Source organism: Thioalkalivibrio sp. XN279 (assembly GCF_011089885.1).
Lineage (GTDB): Bacteria > Pseudomonadota > Gammaproteobacteria > Steroidobacterales > XN24 > XN24.
Genome location: NZ_JAANBD010000023.1, coordinates 81,660 through 98,291, shown reverse-complemented (window position 1 = coordinate 98,291; position 16,632 = coordinate 81,660). Strand labels below are relative to the sequence as shown.

At 58.9% G+C, this 16,632-nt stretch carries 13 protein-coding genes and 1 pseudogene; 1 reads left to right on the top strand and 13 read right to left on the bottom strand.

Going from position 1 to position 16,632, the window contains the following annotated elements; all coding sequences use genetic code 11:
- Positions 1-367: 367 nt before the first annotated feature.
- The 5 genes and pseudogenes from G8346_RS03345 to G8346_RS03330 all read right to left on the bottom strand — a co-directional run bounded on the left by G8346_RS03345 (position 368) and on the right by G8346_RS03330 (position 7,209).
- On the bottom strand, positions 368-4,129 hold the full coding sequence (locus G8346_RS03345; protein ID WP_166048224.1) for a hypothetical protein: 3,762 nt from the start codon (positions 4,127-4,129) through the stop codon (positions 368-370).
- 345 nt (positions 4,130-4,474) lie between these two features.
- Positions 4,475-5,014 (bottom strand): annotated as a pseudogene (locus G8346_RS15060) (hypothetical protein); the annotation flags it as partial.
- Positions 5,015-5,547: 533 nt separating this feature from the next.
- Positions 5,548-6,153, bottom strand: coding sequence for an N-acetyltransferase (locus G8346_RS03340; RefSeq protein WP_166048222.1), 606 nt, complete (start codon positions 6,151-6,153; stop codon positions 5,548-5,550).
- Between the two features lie 236 nt (positions 6,154-6,389).
- The gene (locus G8346_RS03335) at positions 6,390-6,746 is read right to left on the bottom strand and encodes a phage holin family protein (protein WP_166048220.1); all 357 of its coding nucleotides are present in this window, start codon (positions 6,744-6,746) and stop codon (positions 6,390-6,392) included.
- Positions 6,747-6,795: 49 nt separating this feature from the next.
- Complete coding sequence (locus G8346_RS03330; RefSeq protein WP_240901270.1) at positions 6,796-7,209, bottom strand: GNAT family N-acetyltransferase; 414 nt, start codon at positions 7,207-7,209, stop codon at positions 6,796-6,798.
- Positions 7,210-7,664: 455 nt separating this feature from the next.
- On the opposite strand from G8346_RS03330, the gene G8346_RS03325 reads away from it, so the two are divergent.
- Complete coding sequence (locus G8346_RS03325; RefSeq protein ID WP_166048216.1) at positions 7,665-8,201, top strand: nuclear transport factor 2 family protein; 537 nt, start codon at positions 7,665-7,667, stop codon at positions 8,199-8,201.
- On the opposite strand, the gene G8346_RS03320 is transcribed toward G8346_RS03325, so the two are convergent.
- The 8 genes from G8346_RS03320 to G8346_RS03285 all read right to left on the bottom strand — a co-directional run bounded on the left by G8346_RS03320 (position 8,202) and on the right by G8346_RS03285 (position 16,592).
- A complete protein-coding gene (locus tag G8346_RS03320; protein ID WP_166048214.1) occupies positions 8,202-9,404 on the bottom strand; it encodes a hypothetical protein in 1,203 nt (400 codons plus the stop codon).
- A 108-nt stretch (positions 9,405-9,512) separates the two neighbouring features.
- On the bottom strand, positions 9,513-10,256 hold the full coding sequence (locus tag G8346_RS03315; RefSeq protein WP_166048212.1) for a hypothetical protein: 744 nt from the start codon (positions 10,254-10,256) through the stop codon (positions 9,513-9,515).
- A 191-nt stretch (positions 10,257-10,447) separates the two neighbouring features.
- The gene (locus G8346_RS03310; RefSeq protein ID WP_166048210.1) at positions 10,448-11,566 is read right to left on the bottom strand and encodes an NAD(P)-dependent alcohol dehydrogenase; all 1,119 of its coding nucleotides are present in this window, start codon (positions 11,564-11,566) and stop codon (positions 10,448-10,450) included.
- A 522-nt stretch (positions 11,567-12,088) separates the two neighbouring features.
- Entirely contained in the window at positions 12,089-12,724 is a 636-nt protein-coding gene (locus G8346_RS03305) for a DUF4386 family protein (RefSeq protein ID WP_206202564.1), read from the bottom strand.
- 296 nt (positions 12,725-13,020) lie between these two features.
- On the bottom strand, positions 13,021-13,944 hold the full coding sequence (locus G8346_RS03300) for an alpha/beta hydrolase (protein WP_166048206.1): 924 nt from the start codon (positions 13,942-13,944) through the stop codon (positions 13,021-13,023).
- Between the two features lie 91 nt (positions 13,945-14,035).
- Positions 14,036-14,503, bottom strand: coding sequence for a GNAT family N-acetyltransferase (locus tag G8346_RS03295; RefSeq protein WP_166048204.1), 468 nt, complete (start codon positions 14,501-14,503; stop codon positions 14,036-14,038).
- A gap of 409 nt (positions 14,504-14,912) precedes the next feature.
- Positions 14,913-15,725, bottom strand: a complete 813-nt coding sequence (locus G8346_RS03290) for a hypothetical protein (RefSeq protein ID WP_166048202.1) — start codon at positions 15,723-15,725, stop codon at positions 14,913-14,915.
- Between the two features lie 33 nt (positions 15,726-15,758).
- Positions 15,759-16,592: a hypothetical protein gene (locus G8346_RS03285; protein WP_166048200.1), complete on the bottom strand. Its 834-nt coding sequence runs from the start codon at positions 16,590-16,592 to the stop codon at positions 15,759-15,761.
- Positions 16,593-16,632 lie beyond the last annotated feature (40 nt).

The window sequence follows — 16,632 nt, the reverse complement described above, 5'->3', positions numbered from 1 at the left end:
TTGGAGTATCGCGGTACCGGCGGCACATAGCCAGAGGAAACGCTGATTATTCCCTGATATATCGCTGATGCTCAGCAGTGTGACCGTTCCGCGCAGGTCTTTTCTGCCTGACGATGCTTGCTGGCGATCCGGACACTCACGGCAGCCATGCCGACGTGATTTTGGTTGGCTCTTCAAAACCCTAGCCCAGAGAACGGTGCCTCATCGAGGCGCCGGGGATGCCTGGCGGGCCCACCATGCTTTTCAATCGGTTGGGGTTTTATGGCGGGAGGCGAAGGGATTGGAATCCCTTCGTTGCGAGCCGCCACTGAACCCATTTGTCGTGGGCAATAAGCCGGCACTTCTCTCGGCGATCGGCGTCTGTCGGCTACTCAAGGTCAAATCTTATGACCTCCGTGAACTGCACTCGCAAGAAGTTTCCCGCAAAGTCACTGACAGTCATTTCGACCAACCCCCAAATCCCCGGGGCCGAACCAACTGGCAAACGGACCTCGAACTCGTACTTGATCTTCGTAGTGGCGTCGCATTCGCCAAGCTCCTCCACGATAAGCGAAGGACACTCGAAATAGGGTCGATGAATACTGGGAGATCGTCCCGCGACACCCGTGGATCCATCACCGTGATACCAGAAGTACTCCTGGCCTTGCGGATTTCTTAATGCAAGGGTGACGATGCTCACGCCCGATGCGTTCTCCAACGGTGTTTCCTCGTAGGCCCAGTAGCTAATTCTGACAATCGTCTCCCCGTCTGGGCTTTCGGGATTCACTGGCGTTCCACTGATGCGTATGCACTCCTCAGCCGGGTCGTCAGTGGCACACGGAGAAATATTTAGCAAAGGCGCAGCCAGATCCTCAAACGGATTAAATACATCAATAGTCGGAGGCACCTCGTACGTGGGATGGTCGAGTGCGAATTCTTGACTCGCCCAGTTATACCCACGATCTCTTAGCGAGATGAAACCCGGACCATAAACGCCACTCGGCATGAATCGCGTGATCCGCCATCTGATCTCGCATGTGTGGGTCGCCCCATCGCTCTGCCCTCCCGGGAGGACCGTAGCATCTGCGTACAAGTCATAGAAACGACGTGTCTCCGCCTCGACTTCGGAGTAACGGATCACGCGAGCGAAGCATACAACCTCGATACTACTCTCTCGCACCCTCCAACTGAGGACCAACTCTTTCTCATCACTGGCCAAGTCTGGGCTTGCACCAGCCTCTCCAGGGTTGAATAGCGTCGTCGACATAGATTGGACAACGTACTCAGGCGGAACGATGTCCTCATTGGCGTTGCTCACATACAGCTGCCATCCAAAGTCAGAATTGGTCATCTTCTGAACCCGGCGATTCCCCACCCCGTCGAAAATCGCAATATCCCGTGGCGACCACCATCCAGCAGCAGCTTCGCTGGACAAGGTGAATCGGGCAACCAAAGTATTATCCAAGCCCGCCCCATTAGCGGTATTGAAGTAAACATCCTGAAAAGTGCCAAGGCGACTCAAGAGCCTCATAAAGCCACCAGATGCGCCTTCGAAACATGCGTCTGGCGTGGCAGCCGCACAGTTAGCTCCACCACTTAGGCCAAGCGTTACGGTCACCTGCTTGTCTTCATCCGGGGCCCCGAGAACTTCGATTTGCACGCGTTCGATCTTCCCGGGATAGACGTAATCCGGGTAGAGGTTCAATACCTCGAACGTTAGGTCTGGACGAAACAGGGATACATACACGCTTCCCTGCATTATGAAATCTCGGATGAACTCGTATTTTGGCAAAGAAGTGGAACGCAACTGATCCGGGTTCGTCAGGAAATAAGAGATGCTCTCCGCCATATCTTCGCCAGGATTATTCGCGGCGGCATAGGCGCTCACGAACTGGGTAGTACTGCAGGAAGCCCATCCTTCTGCGATAGGCTGCGTGCCATCGCCAGGAGGGTGATCGTGGGCCTCGGTCAGCGCAGAAAGATCTGCAGGAGATGTATTTGGGGGAATCCAGCTCATTGGGTCGGCTTGCCACAAATCGCAAAGGCCGTCGGTCGTACCGTCGGATCGGTACCAGCCACTTAACTTGAGCCAGTCGTACTTCAATTCCGCCGAGAGACTGTAGTCCCACAAGAAGTGAGCCTTCTCGTGGATGATGAGGCGCTGAATATAGGCCAGAGAATCTACCGCGAATGCGATGTCTAGAAACTCAATGTAATGAGCCCCTGTCCACGCGACTGCAGGCGCCTGCGGATAGAGAGGATGGGGCAATCCGTCGCGCCGCCTGAGAATGTAACGCAGCCCTCCCGGCCCTGAAGGAAAGCTTATGTCCCGCATTCCTTCCGGAAACTCCTCGAGCATCGCGATGAGTTCGACAACCTCTTCAGGATGAAATGTCTGCCAGACACTCGCCGAACGATCTACTTCAATGACAGGAATAGTTTCATAGATTCCGTCGAAATACGCGTCGGTCGCGATCCTTACTCCGTAACGCCGTTGAATGATTTCGGCAGCCTTGCTGATATCTCGTCCATGATCGGTCACAAAGCGAACGATTGACTTGAAAAGACGGTTCGAGAAGAACCGCCCTCGCTTACCCTCTATGGTGCCCAACATGGGACTCGCGTAGGTGAAGGCAGAAGCGGAAATGCGGACGTATTGATCTCCGAGTTCGTCCACCGCGATCTCAATATCGTTAGGCAGCGTATCGGCTGTCAGCGCCCAACGACTCGGGTACGGCAGCCGTTCGGGATTGGCTACATGACCACCCATGGCCTCCGGTTCCCCGGTCCGCTCCATGCCCTGAAGGAGACGAGTCGCATGCTCGGGCGACCAAGGCATTTCATCGTCGACGAGGACGACCCCGAATCGCTCTATCAGCGTGGCTGCGCTGTGCCCATCGACATCCGAAAGATCCTTGCCATCAAAAGTCGTTGCAAGCGGCTCGTTTACGTACGAAGAATATTCATAGCCCGCTACAGAAACGTCACCGAACCACTCGTAAACGAACCGGTCTGATTCAAGGCCAGCCACCGGGAGCCCGTGGAACTCGAGTTCACTCCCCGGTAGAGCGACTCGATCCTGGCCCGAAGTCGTCTCGAAAGACATGGGTGGGACCGCGGTGACCGAGTCGGCGAGCACCTCTGGGCCCACAACTGGCACGAAACGATTGCCCCGCTGGGAGACGGAAACCTGGTACCGCTGGTCTTCACGCAATCCCGAGAATATGAAGGCACCGTCCGGCCCTAAGGGAACGGACTCAAGGGTGTCAGGTGTATCAACCGAACTGAGGGTAACGAGGGTCGTGCGCGTCGGATCAAAGCCGGCCACCCGACCAACGATGACATCCGGGAACGGATTGAAAGCGGCAGCAATATTCCGGTCTGAGTCAACGACGAAGCGATACACCGGCTCCGAGGACACGAGGATTCCCGCCTCGAACCAGCCAGAGAAGTCATACCCTGCGCCAACTGTCGCGGTGAGCGTAGCCTCCTCTCCAAACGTGTAGACGCCGGCCCCGCTCGTGCTCCCGCCAGAACTGCTCGAGAGAACGATACTGAACTGTCGGGCAATGAAGCTAACGTTGACTTCGCAATCTGCGGTTACGGGACCGGTCACATAGTCGGTACCGTCAATTTCTCCCTCGCAGCCGCTGGCCTGCTCGACTTCGTATCCCTCGTCCGGCATCAAAGCAAAGCGGGCTGTCGACCCATGCGCTACGGTTCTGGACTCCGGTGTTACAGATCCGCCTGGCCCGGCGGTCGCAGCCACCTCGTATGTGTTTATGGCGAACTCGGCCGTTACGCTGCATACGCCCGTGATCGGACCGGTCGTGTAGACCTGGCCTTCCAAGCTACCGCCGCAGCCAAGGACTGAGGCGATGCTATACCCGGTATCCGGCGTCAAAGTGAAGCTGGTCGTCGAACCGTGCTGAACTGTTAGCAGGCTTGGGCTTATACCGCCGCCGGCGCCGGCCGTTGCCGTCACCTCATACGTATTCAAACTGAAGCTCGCAGACACCGTACAGGCAGCAGTGATGGGGCCCGTCGTGTATGTCGTGCCCACCAGGCTGCCGCCACAGCCCGAAACATTGGTAAGCGTGCTCCCCGTGTCTGCGCTTATCTCGAAACTCGCCGTTTCACCAGATGCCACGGTTGCGGACCCGGGGGTGATTGAGCCAGTTCCGTTACCGGAAACAGATGTCGATACGGTAAAGGTCTCGGGCGGCAGAGGAACGAGACCGAAAGAAGCCGTGACCGTACAAGCTGCATTAATTGGTCCGGTCGTGTAGGTATTCCCGGATAAGGATCCGCCACATCCCGACACAGAGCCGATCTGTGACCCAGCACTGGGGGCTACCGTGAAAGTTGCTGTCTGCCCTTGCTGCACCCTAGCCAAGCTTGGGCTTACAGTGCCGCTCCCATCCCCCATGGTCGCTGTTGAGATGGTGAAGGTGGTTGGCGATGGGGGCGGCGTAACGCTGGTTACCTGGAAACTGGCGGTTACAGAGCACGCAGACGTAATGGGGCCGGTCGTATAGGTACTGCCGCTGAGCGATCCGCCACATCCGCTGACAGCACTGATTTGATATCCACTGCTTGGCGTCACACTGAACGAGGTCGTGGCGCCGTGACTGACGCTCACTGAGCCCGGGCTGATCGAGCCGCCGGTCCCGGCACTAGCAGTAACCGTATAGGCACTCAGACTGAAGTTGGCAGTTACGGTGCAGTTACCATTGATCGCACCCGTGGTGTAGGTCGTCCCGCTGAGTGAGCCTCCGCAACCACTGACGCTTGCGATCCTGCTTCCAGAAGCGGGGGAAATCGTGAAGCTGGTCGTACCGCCCTGGCTGACACTCCGCGAGGTCGGACTGATCGAGCCGCTGCCGCTGCCCGTGACGGACGTGGTGACCGAATAGGTTGGCGTCGTTGGAGGCGGCTGCGTTCCTGAGTCCCCTCCCCCGGAACTGCCACCGCCACAGGCACTGAGCCCAAACAGAACCAGTGAAATCCCAATCACCCGACCACTGTTGGACATCGTGCTCTCCTACGCCCTCATCCGTGGGGCGCGATATTTGGGCTAAATAGCCCACAAAAGCTGGGAGAGACAATCGTGCAAACACGTATGAACGGGGTAGGACGCCGGTCACATTTCGGCCCGTTCAGACAATGTTCGGGCACTCTCGGACCGATCTCGGCCCGGGTTCGGGCGGGCTGGCCGGGAGAAACCGCTAAGCCGTTCACCGGGATACACCAAGGGATCCGCCGGCCCTTGGCTTCTGGCAGCAGGTTCGGACGGTGGTTCGGAAGCCGGTTCGGACGGGGATATCCGGCTGATGAAGGCGGTGAAAAAACCCTTACCGTTCTTCGATTTGTGTAACTAAATCATGCACTTGTGCCTGACGCTCGTAATCCCTTGGTTCCAGGTTCGAGTCCTGGTGGACCCACCATCAAAATCATGGGGTTAGTGGCGCTATGGCGGGAGGCGAAGGGATTGGCATCCCTTGGTGTGGGCATAGCCAGAGCGCCCACCCAAAGCATAGCTACTATCGCGTGAGCCCCGGCGAACCGCTAGGCAGCATCCCAGCGAAACGTCCAGAGCGGAATTCCGCTCTCCGGCTCAACGACATGCCGCACTACCCGGAAGCCCAGGTGCTCATAAAACGGCACATTGTCTGGCTGGGCAGTCTCAAGGTAGCAAGGGTGACCTTCATCGCGTGCCCGGCTGAGCATGGGGTGCAGCAACTGCCGCCCAAGCCCACGCCCTCGCGCGGCTGGCTCAACGCCCACGACCATGACATACCAGTGCGGTTCCGGGACGTCGATGTTGTGAAATGGCTCAAGGTAGCCGAGCACCGAACCGAACCGGTTTGCGGCTGATTCACCTATCAAGACCGGGAGCTGGTCAAGCCCTGCCGCTGCCGCTCTCTCCTCCGTCACATCAGTTGAGCCTGGAGGCAAGCACACCGCCGCTCCGGCCGGACAGTTTTCCGTCGTAAAGACCTCTCCGAACGATAAGCCGTACTTCAGAACCAACTCGAAATGCGCCGGCGAGAGATTCGCGCGCTCTACGGGATCCGGGAATACATACCGTTGCAGAGGATCGTCCTGGAAGGCGCGAGCGAGAGCCTCAGATGCCACCAGCAAATTGTCTGGGTCGAGACGGACAACGGCCATCGGGTCCTCCAATTCTGATTAATTCAATGTCTAAGAATTAGCGCCAGAATCGTAATGCTGCGAAAGCGCCGGGCAGTACGCTTGGCATGGGCGTTACTCCCTGCTTTTCCAGGACGCGCCCTCCCATGTACCACAGCAGTTGGCAGGCGTCTTTCCCCGCAGCGCGCCACCGAAGAAACGGTTCCAGGTTCGTGTCAGATCCCCTTGAATCCGCTCCACTGATTCACAGGTCCTGGTTACATGGCGGCGCGGAGCAGCATCTGCCCGGCCGTGCCGATCAGCGACATCATCAGCGCGCCGCCGAGCGCCCAGGCAAAGCTGTCGATGCTGAGATGGTTGGTCAGGCGGTCCGTAAAGACCAGCAGGATGGCGTCGATGATCCACCGCGTGAGGAACGCCAGGAGCCAGGCGATCCCAAGGGTCGCCACGGTGAACACGGCGAACAGCAGCCAGCCGAGCAGAAAATTCAAGATGCCGAAAATGGCAGCGACGAGGAGCGCACTGCCGAAGCTCTTGACGTGAAAGCCTGGCAGGACGGCTGCGGTGACCCACACCGCGAACGAGAGGATAAGCCATGACAGGAGCAGGTCCATTGAATTCGTCCTCGATTCAGTTACGCGTACTGATTCTCACACGCCGCCGTTATTCGAGAGCTTTCTTCGCCGGAATTGTCCAGGCGGAATCGTGACGTTCGAATCCAATGTTTGGGTAGTATTCGGAGGCCTTTGGCGCGGCCAGAATAATCACCGTTGCTCTCTCGCCAAGCCGTGACTGGGTGAGGCGAATCAGCTCCTTGCCGATGCCTTGGTGCTGGTAGGCACGATCAACCGCAAGATCGGACAGGTAACAGCAATACTCGAAGTCTGTCACTGACCTGGCGACACCAACCAGTCTCTCGCCGTCCCATGCTGTGCACAGAAGATTTCCGTGCTCGAGCATCGCATCAATGCATGCAGCGCTGTCGATGGGGCGTCTCTCCGCAAGGGTGGAACGTTCAAGCAGCTCGATGAAGCTGTCACTGGTTATGGCGCGGCCGTGTTCGTATTGAATCTGCAACTTTCTGCCACCTGAATCCAATTCTGAGTAACAGCGCCAGGATCGTGATGCGGCGAAAGCGCCGGACATTACCCCTGGCACAACTCCCTGCTTCTGGACTCCCGTATACCACAGCAGCTGCCCATCGATGAAAGCCTGGGATGACGGATTCAGGTTCGCCCTCGAGCCGCAGGCGACAGACCGGTGCCTCGGAGAGGTGCCGGTACCTCCTGGCGGGCCCACCACGCTGTCGTGGGCTCGGGGGCTTATGCCGGGAGGCAAAGGGATTGGAATCCCCTGGTGTGGGGCATAGGCGGGGCTGGGCGGCGATCAGCGTGGAAGAGAACGCTGCACGCATGTGCCGGCGTCGGTGAGGAGCGGGCACCAGCCAGCGAAAAGGTGGTTTATACGGTTTACACTCGTGACGACCGAGTCGCTGGCGCTCCCACCCAATTTCATGCCTGAAGGAGAACACTATGCCTGCAAAACCCGCCACCCTCGCCCAAGTTTTTCTGCGCACGCGCCGCTTTCGCACACGACGCTTTACAGGCATAAACCGCTTCCTGCTTGCTCTCTTCGCCGTCGTGCTTTGCACACCTGTCCTCGCGCAGGAGCACGACAACCGCGCGATCGTCGAAACCGCCTACGCCAACTTCGCGCGCGGCGACGTCGCGGCCTTCCTGGACATCCTCGATCCGGGCGTCGTGTGGGTCGCCGCCGAGGGCTACCCCTACGCCGGTACGTACGTCGGCCCTGATGACCTCCTGGAGGGCCTCATCGCGCGCATCGGCGCGGAATGGGACAACCACTCGGTGGTCACCAATACTTACGTCGCCGAAGGCGACCGCGTGGTCGCGCTCGGTTACTACAGCGGCACCTACAAGGCCACCGGTCGCAGCGTCGAGGCGCCGTTTGCCCACGTGTGGCAGTTCGTGGATGGCAAGGTCGTCAGCTTCCGCACATACACCGACGGCCCGCCCTGGCAGCGCGCCGTTTCGCCGACCCAGCGCTGATCACAGCCGCATGAACTGCTCGCGTGTCCGTGACCAGGCGTACCCCAACAGCACGGCCACAAAAAACACTTCGGCACCGAAATGGACGATGCTGCTGATCACTCTTTGCAAGGCTTCGGGGATGTCGAATGGCAAGAGCCCTGCGGCTATTCTCCAGATGACGTCGGTCACCAGGTTCGTGACATAGAGTGATACTTTGATCGTGAATATCGACACCAGTGCCGCGATACCGGACTCAACGGCAGAGGCAAAGAGCGGCTTGACATCGCGAGAGTGCGCGATCGGCAGCAACATCCAGACACAGACAATAAATGAGGTTGATACACCGCTGGTTCGGCCGAGAAAAGGCAGGTCGGCACTGGGCACGACTTGAAGCCAGGTCAGTACGAGCACCGCCACGTAACAAAGCCCCCACAGCGTGAGCAGGTGCGGTGCCACCAGCGCCCAGTTGCGCTTGGCCTCGGCAGCCGTGAAATCGCGATCCTGCTCTTCAGCCTTCTTCATCAGCGCGCGCAGGTACACACCCACGAGTACTGCGGGTATCACTGGCGGATAGATCGCGATCCTGACAATGGCTGTGAACCCGCTTCTGGATTCGAGCAGCAGCATCTGCAGAAAGCCGGCAGCCAATGCAAGGCCAAGGACCAGGAAGACCAGTTGCCTGAACCGCCACATCGTGGTCTGCGATTCTTCAACCGCTCGCGGGAGCTGCCGGATATTGGTGGCCGTGACATAGGCGTCCTTCAGGCCATCGATCGCGCGTCGACGTACGGAATCCCATGAATAGGCATCATCGTCTTCAAAGAGCCTGGTGAAGTGTCCTTCTGCCGGCGCCCCGTGCGTGCCCCACACAAATTCTTTGACTCCGACCGTTGCCGCGATCTCGCGAGCATCGCGGCGCCGGATATCGAATCCCAGGACGCCGGGGACAATCTCGCCATCTGCCGAATTGCGAAATTCACCGTCGAGCCAATTGCCTTCAGGGAGCTTCTTCTTGCGCGAGAGGGGGTCCGGCCTGGAGCGCTTGTGCCTTTTCTTGCCTCTTAACTTCTCCAACGGAATGAAGACAAACGAATTAGCTTTATTGCGCTCCAGCAGGCGGTCGAAATCGGCACTTCGCTTGCCCGGCTCGGCAACGAGCTCGAGACCATCAATCCGCAGGCGAACTTCCACTGGCTGATGCTTGTTCTTTTTCTTCGGCATGCAACGGCGCAATGCTTTGTCAACGTGGCGGGAGCTGAAGTGTAGCGGACTGGATCAGCTGGCGAGGTACTCAAACTCCGGGTCCTCCCGTCGAAGAGCTGATCCCACTCAGTTCGCGCGGCCTTGCCTCGCGGTCAAATTAGCCAGGGTATCTTTGAGTTCGAGGAGATGGTCCCGCCGTTCCGCCACAAAACCGGTCAGCGTGTTGATGCGACTCAGATTATCGACATACTCGTTCAGGAAGTCCGCGTTCGCCCTCATTCCGTCGACATCACACTGAGGTACCCATCGATATCCATCGCCGCTCAGGCCTCCCCAACTAACATCGCTGTCCGAGGTCACCGGCAAGCGACGAACGATTATTAGCGAAGGAAACCTGCTGTGCAGTCGGAAAAGTTCATTTACCGCCTCTTCATAGTAGGCACGGCCGCGTTCCCGAAGCAGCAAGTACGCTCGCAGGCTGTCCTTTACGCCCGCATCCTGCAGCAGATCGAAGCGACCGGTCTCGAGCATCTCGTCAAGGACCGGAAGTTCGTCGGCGGGTCGCCGGTACACGTGTGATGCAGAGACGCGGCCGCATTCCAGTTCTGTAAGCGCTCTGCTTGGTGCTTGCGAGAACAAGACTGGATTCGCGCCGATCAGCACCTCTGCCCGCGACCGAAGCGAGACCAGTTCCCTGTCGTGAGCGTCGATCAGCGATCGAGTCTCCTCGAACAGCCGAACCATTAACAAGCTCTCTTCGACTCGCTCCTTGCGGGAATCATTCCAATCCTGGACCTGCAGGCCAACGAACACGCCGAGGACGACGATCACGAAGTCGAGGCCGACCGCGAACCAGTTCTGCGCTTTCACATGCTTAGTGATCCTGCGGAGCAACATGGGCGCGCCTCTTTATTGGAGATGGGCCAAGTATATGCGACGGTGCCTCATCGACGCGCCGGGGATGCCTGGCGGGCCCACCATGTTGTCATGGGCTCAGGGGGATCTGACAGCTGCAGCTCATACCACCCGACTGACCGATCGGGGCGAATCCGGCTACCCCACTAGCGACCAACGACGTCGCCGCGAGTCGGGGGCGGAATCTCGGCTGCCAGCGATCGCGCCTCCACATTGTCCTCGAACGCCTTCATGTTGAGCACGTGGCGATAGCGCGGATTGCCGTTGCGTAGCTCATCGTAGATCTTGTCGAGATCCCCGGTCGACACGATTTCCACTTCGGGCGCGATGCCGTGCTCGGCGCAGAGGTCGAGCACTTCCTGGGTATCGGCGATGCCGCCAATCAGCGAACCTTGGATGCCGATGCGGTGAAACACGAGGGGGGCCGACTGCACGTCCTCGAAGCCCATCATGTTGCCGACGACTACCAGCGTCGAGTTCGGCTTCATCAGGTTTACATAGGCGTTGATATCGTGCGGAACGGGGATTGTGTTGATCATCAGGTCGAGCGACATGGCTGCATCGGACATCGCGTCCTCGTCCGTCGTCAACAGCACCTCGTCGGCGCCGAGCTTCTTGATCTCGTCGCATTTCTTGGGGCTCGTGGTCAGGGCCACGACCTTGGCGCCCAAGGCCTTGCCGATCTGGATAGCCATGTGGCCCAGGCCGCCGATCCCGGCGACGCCGAGAGTCTGGCCCGATTTCAGTCCGAGATGCTTCATCGGCTGGTAGGTCGTGATGCCGGCGCAGAGGATCGGCGCCGCGGCCTCGGACGACAGACCGTCGGGAATCCGCAGCACGAATTCCTCGCGCACGATAATGGCGTCGGTGTAACCGCCGTAGCTGTTTGTGCCGTCGGGCTTCTTGGTGCCGTTGTATGTCAGCGTCGCGCTTTTTGGCCCGTCGCAGTACTGCTCGTCACCGTTGCGACAAGGCTCGCACTCCTGGCAGGAGTTGACCATGCAGCCCACGCCCACGCGGTCACCTTTCTTGAATTTGGTCGCGCCGTCGCCGACCTCTGTCACGATGCCGACGATTTCGTGGCCGGGCACGCAAGGATAGTTCGTGTTCTCCCAGTCGTTATCGACCTGGTGCAGGTCCGAATGGCAGACCCCGCAATGCGTGATGTCGATCGCCACCTCGCCGGGACGCACGTCCTCGCGGGTGAAACGGACGGGAATGAAGGGTGCGCCATGTGCGAGTACGCCGTAGCCGTAGACTTCCAATTGATCTCTCCTTGTGTACCGGGCATGTCTGCTAGAGAAAGCAAAAAGGACCAGTGCAGACTGGCCCAATTTTGCGATCCCAAGCGTTTGAAAAAGAGTATAGGAAGCGCCAAGCACCTTTTCCATGAACTAAGGGCGTGATTGTTGACTTGCACCCAGAACTGGCCCGTTTCGGCTAAGGATTTGCATTCAATTTTGACCCACGTGTTTGCCCTGCGCTTGCTCTTGGCGAGCAGCAGAACGAGGGGTGATGCGTAAGCTCCCCCCTTCAGCGGAGACACTTCATAAGTAGAGTTTGGATTAGCCCTTTGCCGGGATTGGAGCGAGGTCAGATCACCGCCTCCAACCCCTTCCGCTCGACCAGGTTCAACAACCTCTCGCAGGCTCTTGATCTTCCGCGGCGGCATCTCGTGCACATCGAGATGGCATAGCGCCTCGAACTCGCCCATGCGACGCTTGCTGATCACGCCCGCGTCATGCAGGCCGAGCGCCGATGGAAGGCTGGGGAGTCTGTGACGGTAGTCAGGCTGCAGTGTCGTCCGAGCGCAGGAGCATCACACCGAGCCAGACAAACCAGACGATCTGTGACAGGCCAAAGATCTGGGCAAGCATCTCCGCCGGATATACCGTAGCTATCCCCGCGACCCCGACCAGGCATCCAAGGTAGTTGAGCCCGCGTGACAGAACTGCCGCTTGCAGCGCCCCAAGACTCACGAGCAGAACCCATAGGCCGCCGACGATCTCATTCCCGCCCCCAAGGCTGTTGCCGATGACGGAAACCGCTCGCCACAGGTCGAACGCCTTGTCTGGACTCTCTGCCAGCAGGTTGACCGACTGGTCCAGGCCGATGGTGTAGATCATCCCGCTCGCGATGACCAGGCCGACCCAGACCACACCGAAGACCGACGCGACCGGAGCGATACGTGGGGTGACGGCTTTCAGCAGCTCGTGCAAGCCGACGACGAGGATCGCCAACAGCACGCCAAACAGGACATAAATGGAAAGATAGACCACCGATATGGCCAACTGGTGATCTGCCAGGAACCGCATTTTGTCTGCCGGGCTTCCACTGGCCGGATACGAGAAGAAGGCGCCGAAATAGACGAAGGCGGCGATGTAGATGAGACCGAGGGAGATCGCCGAAAGGCCCGCAGGCATCCGTAAACTAGGCATCAATACTAATGACCTTATCGCTCCCCTTCGCAGCGCCCCATTCTATGCGAAGCGGCCACGGATTTCCGATGTTGTTCCCACGCCAGAATCCGCACCTCCTGGCGGGTCCACCAAGCTTTTCCAGGGCTTAGGGGAGTTATGGCGGGAGGCGAAGGGATTGGAATCCCTTGGTGTCTCGCATACGCCCCTGTTGGGCAGTGCTGCGGTCGTCGGCGGGGACGATCCTGACCGAACGATGACGTAACTTCTGAAACAACTCAGAGATTGCGATTGGGCGCGGGTCAGTCCCTCATCCGGAATATGTAGTCCACGAGCAAATCCCGATACCAGTAATCCTCTTCTTTGCTCATCTTGGTCCACAAGCTGGCATGCGTCTCGTCGTAAGCGTTCACGACAGTGAATTCTTGAAACCCTTGCTCTCGCAGGCGTTGCTCAAAGCCCGCCCCGTAGCCATAGGTATCCCGCTCGGAGAACATCAACATGGGCGTAGAGAAATCCTCGATATATGTAATCGGGGATGCTTCAACATGTTGTTCGTTGGTTTCTCCGAACACGGGGATGATGTGGTTTGCGTCGTACGATGGATCCGCCTGGACAAGCAGCCTTCTGTATTCCGGGATGTCGTAGCCGCCACCAACAGGAATGATCGCCCTGATATTTGCCGGACTTAAATCGTGCTCGGCCAAGTAGCGCTTGTCGGCAGCCAGCAAGGCGGACAAGTAAGCACCGCTCGAAAAACCACCAACGAAAATATTCTTGTTCGAGTAGCCATAGGCGCCCGCCTGGTCGAAAACCCATTTGAAAGCCCTGGCAAGATCCTTGATGTGTTCAGGGTGCTGGATGCCCTCCTCTCTCTTGTTGTCGGTCAGCAGCGCTGGGCTAAGACGGTGCCCGACCGAAATCACGAGCACCCCTCTCTGCGCGATCTTTCGACTGAGCGCCATTTCTTTATGGCGATCCACGTAAGCCCAGGCACCGCCGCCGATCCACATAAGCACCGGCGGGTTCTCGGCGCCCTTGGGAATCACCAGGTTCAGCCGGGTCAACTCAGAGTCGTGCTCGTGGCCTTCCGGGTAATAAGGAATGTCGAGCCTTTCCTCCAGCTCGTAGACGAGCGACCTTGACTCAATCGACTCAGCCCGCGCGAGGCAGCAAAAACCAACAGCGCTCAACAAGATCAATGAAACGAAATATGACTTCTTCATCGTAGTGTCTTGACCCGATGTTCGGCATGACTGCAGCGAGATTAAGGGGAGCGGATACCGCGTGTAAACGCGCTGTCCTCGATGCAGGTTGCTACGACCCGACACAGGTGGCGATCCGGTAAATCCGGAAGCGATCCCCGTCGCTGTTGTAACCGTCCTCCATCCGGGTCCAGCCGAATTTCTCGTACAACCCGTCATGAGTGGTGCTCAGGAACAGCTCGCGGTAGCCAGCTCGGCTCGCCTCGGCACTCGCATGCGCCATCAGCGCCCCGCTCAGCCGTCGCCCGCGCCACGCCGGCTCGACATACAAGCAGCCCAGCCACGGCCAAAGGTCCTGCCGGCTGAGGAAGTCACTCACCAGGAGGGCGCAACAGCCGATGATGTCCTTTTCTTCCATGAGAACGTAAAAGCGGGGCAGACCTTCCGGCCCGGACGAAGAATGCCGGGCGCAGTCAAGGTAGAAATCGTGATTGTCCTGGCTGCCCCACTGCCGATGGATGTAGTCCACGCCCGGCTCGAGTCCGCCGGGATGATCCAGGATATTGATGATTCGGGGCATGGCTGGCTCACTTGAATTAAGGTCGAATTTAAGGACGTGCAGGTTGCCGGGTTCGATCTCGACGCCGATGTCGACGACACGGTATTGGCGGCAAGGTCGGCATGATATGTACAGCGACGCCGGCGATCTAGCCACAGGACCAGAATGCTACACCTCGGTCGGCGAGGTCTTTACCGACACCTTCGCACCGACCAGACCAGCGTGGTCAGATCGGTCCAGCGCTTGGAGAGGGTATAGGGCCGATGGGCTTGATCTGGTCTCGAGCAAACTTGGTTCGGCCCGTTCGGACGGTGGTTCGGAACCCGGTTCGGACGAGTCAGGGCAGCTCGCAACATCAACTCGTGCGCTCAGCGTGACCGCGTTTCAATCGCGTCAGATTCGCGACGGGCCACTGGGTCGCTGAACCCGGCTATCTCACTTGATCCGCTGCGGTTCCGCTGTTGAGCGTGGGATTCATGCCTTGCCTGGCCTCGACGAGCGCCTGCTGGCTCACCGTCAGCGAGCCTTCCTGGGGCCGGTCGAGGTCCGCGATCAGCCAGATCACAGTGGAGAACGTGACCGCCACGGCCATGATTGCCAGGGACCTCCTCGACCCGGAAAGGCCAACCTGGTAGCCCACCGCGCCGAGGGAAAAACTGGCGACCGTGAACAGGCCGATCCAGATCGTCCCGGGAATGCGCATCCTGATGCCGGACGCGATGCGTTTTGTGTGAAGGTCAATGACCTCGTTGAGCGACTGAATGAACAAGCTCACCGTGGTCGACTCTGGATTGAGGCGGGCTACGACGATAGCCTCCGCCCAGAGCTGGCCGTGAAGAACCTCCGATTGCCTGATGCCCTCCGCGACCGCGCCGGTCCGCACTGCGTCCAGTCGCACGTCAAGGTAGGTACGCAGCAGGTCCTGTATCTCCCCACCTCGCGTCTCCAGCAGGCTCGCACGCAAATAGGCCGTCCCAAGGGCGTTGGCTTCCTCGAGCACCAATTCTCTTCTGGTGTCGAAGCGCGCAGCCGCCATGCCGAACGTGAACGCGAGTATGAAGGCGAGCAGGCCGAGAGAGGCCGCGACCATCGTCCCGACCGGAGCATCCATCTCGGGCTCCGACTGGCGCCACCGCGCTCGACCCAGACGCCAGCCACATTCCACCGACAGCATGACGAGGACAAAAGTCGCTGCAAAAATGCCCGGCAAGGGCAGCATGTCGATTGGGCCACCAAACTGCATCTTATGCGCTCCGTAAAGCAGCCCGGTTTCTGGCTAGAGTCTTCCCCGCAAGAACACGAGGCCGCCGCTATATCCCCAGTCCAGTTGGCCGGTGAAGTTTTCCTTGCTGACGCCGAGGTCGAAGGTCACGGAATTGAATCCCACGCCGACGGCAAACCTGTCTGACAACTCGTAGTCCACACCGAGGTACAAATCCACCAGGTCGCCGTCCCAATCGCCAGACTCATAAAAGAAGAATTCACCACTGGCGCGGACCGACCAGTTTTGCGTGAAGAAGTACTGCCCGCGCAAGCCGATCACGGGTAGCGGTGCCGTCGCGCTGCTCACTTCCCGTGCCCCGATGCTGTCGGCGCTGAGTGATGTGCCGGTGTCTGCGATGTACAGCCCCCCGGTCGCGCCAAGAAAGTTGCGATCCTTGCGCCAGAAGGACCATGTGTAAGCCACCTTGTAGATATCGAGATCGAACTGGCTGTCGACCGCAGTATCGATCGGGTACAACGTGCCGTTCCATTCAATGTCGCGCTCGATCTGCTTCGACGAGGACCTGGAAAGATCGAACCAGCTCACGTCGATCCGATGCGCTTCATTGAACTTGTAGAAGGCATCGACGCGAAACACTGCGTCCGAGCGATTCAGTCCGAGATCATTCTCAAGGTCGACATCTGTGCCCGGGTCGCCGGCCGATGCGTCCAGCCTCGTGTTCGAATCGCGGTGCGTCAGGAAGACGCTCAGGCTCAGGCTGGCTTTGTCCACCCCTGAGGATCGAGCGTCGGCCATTGCTGGCCCGGCGAGCAGGAACGCCGGCAGTAATGCGCAACAAGAAAGGCGCAGCCCCTGCATGTGCCCGGCGGATATTTTGCCCATCATACTTTTCTCCCTGTCTGACCGGACCGGTTGACTGCGAAGT

Excerpts from the sequence above, each read along its gene's own strand:
- G8346_RS03340 (WP_166048222.1), bottom strand. The coding sequence starts at position 6,153 with ATGGCCGTTGTCCGTCTCGACCCAGACAATTTGCTGGTGGCATCTGAG.
- G8346_RS03335 (WP_166048220.1), bottom strand. The coding sequence starts at position 6,746 with ATGGACCTGCTCCTGTCATGGCTTATCCTCTCGTTCGCGGTGTGGGTC.
- G8346_RS03325 (WP_166048216.1), top strand. The coding sequence starts at position 7,665 with ATGCCTGCAAAACCCGCCACCCTCGCCCAAGTTTTTCTGCGCACGCGC.
- G8346_RS03320 (WP_166048214.1), bottom strand. The coding sequence starts at position 9,404 with ATGCCGAAGAAAAAGAACAAGCATCAGCCAGTGGAAGTTCGCCTGCGG.
- G8346_RS03305 (WP_206202564.1), bottom strand. The coding sequence starts at position 12,724 with ATGCCTGCGGGCCTTTCGGCGATCTCCCTCGGTCTCATCTACATCGCC.
- G8346_RS03300 (WP_166048206.1), bottom strand. The coding sequence starts at position 13,944 with ATGAAGAAGTCATATTTCGTTTCATTGATCTTGTTGAGCGCTGTTGGT.
- G8346_RS03295 (WP_166048204.1), bottom strand. The coding sequence starts at position 14,503 with ATGCCCCGAATCATCAATATCCTGGATCATCCCGGCGGACTCGAGCCG.
- G8346_RS03290 (WP_166048202.1), bottom strand. The coding sequence starts at position 15,725 with ATGCAGTTTGGTGGCCCAATCGACATGCTGCCCTTGCCGGGCATTTTT.
- G8346_RS03285 (WP_166048200.1), bottom strand. The coding sequence starts at position 16,592 with ATGATGGGCAAAATATCCGCCGGGCACATGCAGGGGCTGCGCCTTTCT.